Origin of the sequence: Mesorhizobium sp. M1A.F.Ca.IN.020.06.1.1 (assembly GCF_004023265.1) — a bacterium.
GTDB lineage: Bacteria > Pseudomonadota > Alphaproteobacteria > Rhizobiales > Rhizobiaceae > Mesorhizobium.
In genome coordinates, this window is the sequence record NZ_RZSR01000496.1 from 1 (window position 1) to 4,357 (window position 4,357).

At 63.3% G+C, this 4,357-nt stretch carries 3 protein-coding genes and 1 pseudogene; all 4 read left to right on the plus strand.

Annotated elements, in window-relative coordinates; all coding sequences use genetic code 11:
* Window positions 1-835, plus strand: an 835-nt coding sequence (corA, locus tag EOA60_RS20650) for a magnesium/cobalt transporter CorA (protein WP_128311805.1), incomplete at its 5' end; no start/stop codon positions are given.
* 147 nt (window positions 836-982) lie between these two features.
* Complete coding sequence (rpsO, locus tag EOA60_RS20655) at window positions 983-1,294, plus strand: 30S ribosomal protein S15 (RefSeq protein ID WP_275955123.1); 312 nt, start codon at window positions 983-985, stop codon at window positions 1,292-1,294.
* A gap of 382 nt (window positions 1,295-1,676) precedes the next feature.
* On the plus strand, window positions 1,677-3,827 hold the full coding sequence (pnp, locus tag EOA60_RS20660) for a polyribonucleotide nucleotidyltransferase (RefSeq protein ID WP_095824224.1): 2,151 nt from the start codon (window positions 1,677-1,679) through the stop codon (window positions 3,825-3,827).
* A gap of 81 nt (window positions 3,828-3,908) precedes the next feature.
* A pseudogene (locus tag EOA60_RS20665) lies at window positions 3,909-4,357 on the plus strand (methyltransferase); the annotation flags it as partial.

Here is a 4,357-nt window from a genome sequence, read left to right on the forward strand (position 1 = left end):
GATTTTCGACCTTCATCCGCTGGCGCTCGAGGATGTCGTCAACACCGGCCAGCGGCCGAAGGTGGATTTCTTCGAGGACCACGCCTTCGTCGTCATGCGCATGATCGACGATGTCGCCGCGCATCGCTACGAGCAGATCGCGGTGTTCTTCGGCGAGAATTTCGTCGTCACCTTTCAGGAGCGCGAGGGCGACCCGTTCGATCCAGTGCGCAAGCGCATCGCGGCTCCCATGCCCAACCGGCTGCGCTCGCGCGGCGCCGACTATCTCGCCTATGCGCTGATCGACGCCATCGTCGACAGCTATTTCCCGCCGATCGAGACGGTGAGCGAATTGGTCGACGGCATCGAAGACCAGATGCTCAACACGCCCCACAAGCACCAGATGCGGCAGTTGCACGAATTGCGGCGCGACGCCAATGTGCTGAAGGGCGTTCTGTGGCCGATGCGCGACGCGCTGGCGACGCTGATCCGCAACGACGTGCCCTTCGTGCAGGCCGAGACCAAGATATTCTTCAACGATACGCTCGACCATGCGCTGCGGCTGATCGAACTGGTCGAGACCCAGCGCGACATGCTGACCGGCTTGATCGAAATGCATCTGTCGCTGACCCAGGCACGCACCAACGACGTCATCTCCTATCTGACCATCGTCTCGGTGATCTTCATGCCGCTCACCTTCCTCGTCGGTGTCTGGGGCATGAACTTCGACCCGGATAGCTCGCCCTGGAACATGCCGGAGCTCAAGGCCTACTACGGCTACCCGGCGGCACTTTTGTTCATGCTGGTCGTTGCTGTCGGGCTCGTCGCCTTCTTCAAATGGAAGAAGTGGCTGTAGCAGCAGAACCCTCTGTTTTTGCGGCAGGACATGCGACAAGCCGGCTTGACAATTAGTCTGGTGTTTTGCGGGAAATTGCACTATATGCGCGGCAGCTTCGCGCCCTGACGCGCTGCTTGCACCGGCCCCTGCTGGACGACATCCCGGCTGAGGGCGTCCCGTTTCCTCGAACAGATAAGGAAAAACACGATGTCGATTACTGCCGATCGCAAAAAAGAACTGATGGCCGAATTCGCGACCGCGAAGGGCGATACCGGGTCCCCGGAAGTCCAGGTTGCCATCCTTTCCGAGCGCATCAAGAACCTGACGGAGCACTTCAAGGACCACAAGAAGGATAACCATTCCCGCCGTGGTTTGCTTGCTCTCGTTTCCCAGCGCCGCAGCCTGCTTGATTACCTCAAGCGCAAGGATGACACGCGCTATCAGACGCTGATCGACAAGCTCGGTCTCCGTCGCTGACGAATTGACCGGCGGGCTCTCTGCGGAGAGCCCGCCGGTCGCGCATTGGCGGACCGGTCGCTCCGGTGCCCGATGCTGGAGTGGAGCGCGCCGCGCTCTCGAAATTCGCATTCGCGCATGGCGCGTCTCGGAAACAGGGGGTTCCGGCGTCGTGCGCAAAAGGCCGGCCGACCGGTCGGCCAGACCCGGTTCCGGAAGCGCAAAGGGCCGTTCGGAACCGCCCATGGACGGTCATGGGGCAGGATTGCAGGATGCTCGCTCGGCAATCGCCACCTGTCGAGCTTCCCGTTGTCTTGCCCGTGGCTGCCCGAAGGAAGCCAGGGAAGGGATGCTCCGCGACCGTTGAGACGGCGCGGCCCTTTCCGCACATGAAGGACAAGATATGTTCAATCAACACAAAGTGGAAATCGAATGGGGCGGCCGTCCGCTCATCCTGGAAACCGGCAAGATCGCTCGCCAGGCTGACGGCGCGGTGCTCGCCACCTACGGCGAGACCGTGGTTCTCGCCACCGTCGTTTCGATGAAGGAGCCGAAGCCCGGCCTCGATTTCTTCCCGCTCACCGTCAATTACCAGGAAAAGACCTATGCCGCCGGCAAAATTCCGGGCGGCTACTTCAAGCGCGAGGGCCGTCCGAGCGAGAAGGAAACGCTGGTTTCCCGCCTGATCGACCGCCCGATCCGCCCGCTGTTTGCTGACGGCTACAAGAACGACACCCAGATCGTCGTCACCGTCGTCCAGCACGATCTCGAGAACGATCCGGACATCCTGTCGATCGTCGCTACCTCGGCCGCGCTCACGCTGTCCGGCGTGCCCTTCATGGGCCCGATCGGCGGCGCCCGCGTCGGCTACATCAACGGCGAGTATGTGCTCAATCCGCATATCGACGAGATGGAGGAATCGAAGCTCGACCTCGTCGTCGCCGGCACCGCCGACGCCGTGCTGATGGTCGAATCCGAGGCCAAGGAGCTCAGCGAGGAGCTCATGCTCGGCGCCGTCGTGTTCGGTCACAAAAGCTTCCAGCCGGTGATCGACGCCATCATCAAGCTGGCCGAGGTCGCCGCCAAGGATCCGCGCGACTTCACCGCGCCGGACCATTCGCAGCTCGAAGGCGAGATGCTGAAGGTTGTCGGCGACGAGCTTCGCGACGCCTACAAGATCATCGAGAAGCAGTCCCGCTACGCGGCCGTCGACGCCGTCAAGGCGAAGGTCAAGGCCGCGTTCACGCCGGCCGAAGGCGAGGATCCGAAATATTCGTCCGAGCAGATCGCAAGCGTCTTCAAGGAGCTCCAGGCCAAGGTCGTACGCTGGAACATCCTGGACACCGGCTCGCGCATCGACGGCCGCGACCTGAAGACCGTGCGCAAGATCGTCGCCGAAGTCGGCGTCCTGCCGCGTACCCATGGTTCGGCGCTGTTCACCCGCGGCGAGACTCAGGCGCTGGTCATTGCCACGCTCGGCACCGGCGAGGATGAGCAGTTCGTCGATTCGCTGACCGGCATGTACAAGGAGAAGTTCCTCCTCCACTACAACTTCCCGCCCTATTCGGTTGGCGAAACCGGCCGCATGGGCTCGCCGGGCCGCCGCGAGATCGGCCACGGCAAGCTTGCCTGGCGCGCGATCCACCCGATGCTGCCTTCGGCGGACCAGTTCCCGTACACGCTGCGCGTCGTCTCGGAGATCACCGAGTCGAACGGCTCGTCCTCGATGGCGACCGTCTGCGGCACCTCGCTGGCGCTAATGGATGCCGGCGTGCCGATCGCCAAGCCCGTGGCCGGCATTGCCATGGGCCTGATCAAGGAAGGCGAGCGCTTCGCGGTGCTCTCCGACATCCTTGGCGACGAGGACCATCTCGGCGACATGGACTTCAAGGTCGCCGGCACCGCCAACGGCGTCACCTCGCTGCAGATGGACATCAAGATCGATGGCATCACCGAGGAGATCATGGGCATCGCGCTCGGCCAGGCCAAGGAAGGCCGGCTGCACATCCTGGGCGAGATGGCGCATGCCATATCTTCCTCGCGCGCCGAGCTCGGCGAATTCGCGCCGCGCATCGAGGTCATGCACATCCCGACCGACAAGATCCGCGACGTCATCGGCTCCGGCGGCAAGGTGATCCGCGAGATCGTCGAGAAGACCGGCGCCAAGATCAACATCGAGGATGACGGCACGGTCAAGATCGCGTCGGCCAACGCCAAGGAGATCGAGGCGGCGAAGAAGTGGATCCACACCATCGTCGCCGAGCCGGAAGTCGGCGAGATCTACGAAGGTACCGTCGTTAAGACGGCCGACTTCGGCGCCTTCGTCAACTTCTTCGGCCCGCGCGACGGCCTCGTCCACATCTCGCAGCTCGCCAATGAGCGCGTCGCCAAGACCTCCGACGTCGTCAAGGAAGGCGACAAGGTTTGGGTCAAGCTGATGGGCTTCGACGAGCGCGGCAAGGTGCGCCTGTCGATGAAGGTCGTCGACCAGGCGACCGGCAAGGAAATCGTTCAGGAAAAGAAGAAGCCGGAAGGCGAGGAAGACGCCGCCTGATTGGCCTGACCGCATGATTGAAACGGGCGCGCTGCAAGGTCGCGCCCGTTTCTATTTCAAGCGCCCTTCAAGGGTAGGTGAATGGCCGCTGAGCCGCTGAAGACGCTGTTCTATCCGTTCGAGGCCGAAGCGCTGCCTTGGCCGCGAAGCGATGCCCGGATCCTCTTTCTTGGCGCTGAGCCTGGTTTCCGTTTGCCCGGCGGCGTCGCTGCGGCGCTGCATCTCGTGCAAGGCTTTCGGCCGCATTTTCGTGCTCTGCAGGCAGCCGGCTATTCGGTCACGCCGCGGGCGGAAGGCTCGGCCTTCGATGCTGCCCTTGTGCTGGCCGGCCGGCATCGCGGCCAGAACGAGCTGCGCATCGCCGAAGCCATCGAGCGCGTCGCGCCCGGCGGGTTGATCGTCGTCGCTGGCGGCAAGGAAGACGGCATCGATAGCCTGCGCAAGCGCGTGGGCGCGCTGTCGCCGCTCGAAGCCCACCTGCCGAAGCATCACGGCGTCGCCTTCTGGTTCCGCCGGGCCGCATCCATGCC

Excerpts from the sequence above, each read along its gene's own strand:
- pnp (WP_095824224.1), top strand. The coding sequence starts at position 1,677 with ATGTTCAATCAACACAAAGTGGAAATCGAATGGGGCGGCCGTCCGCTC.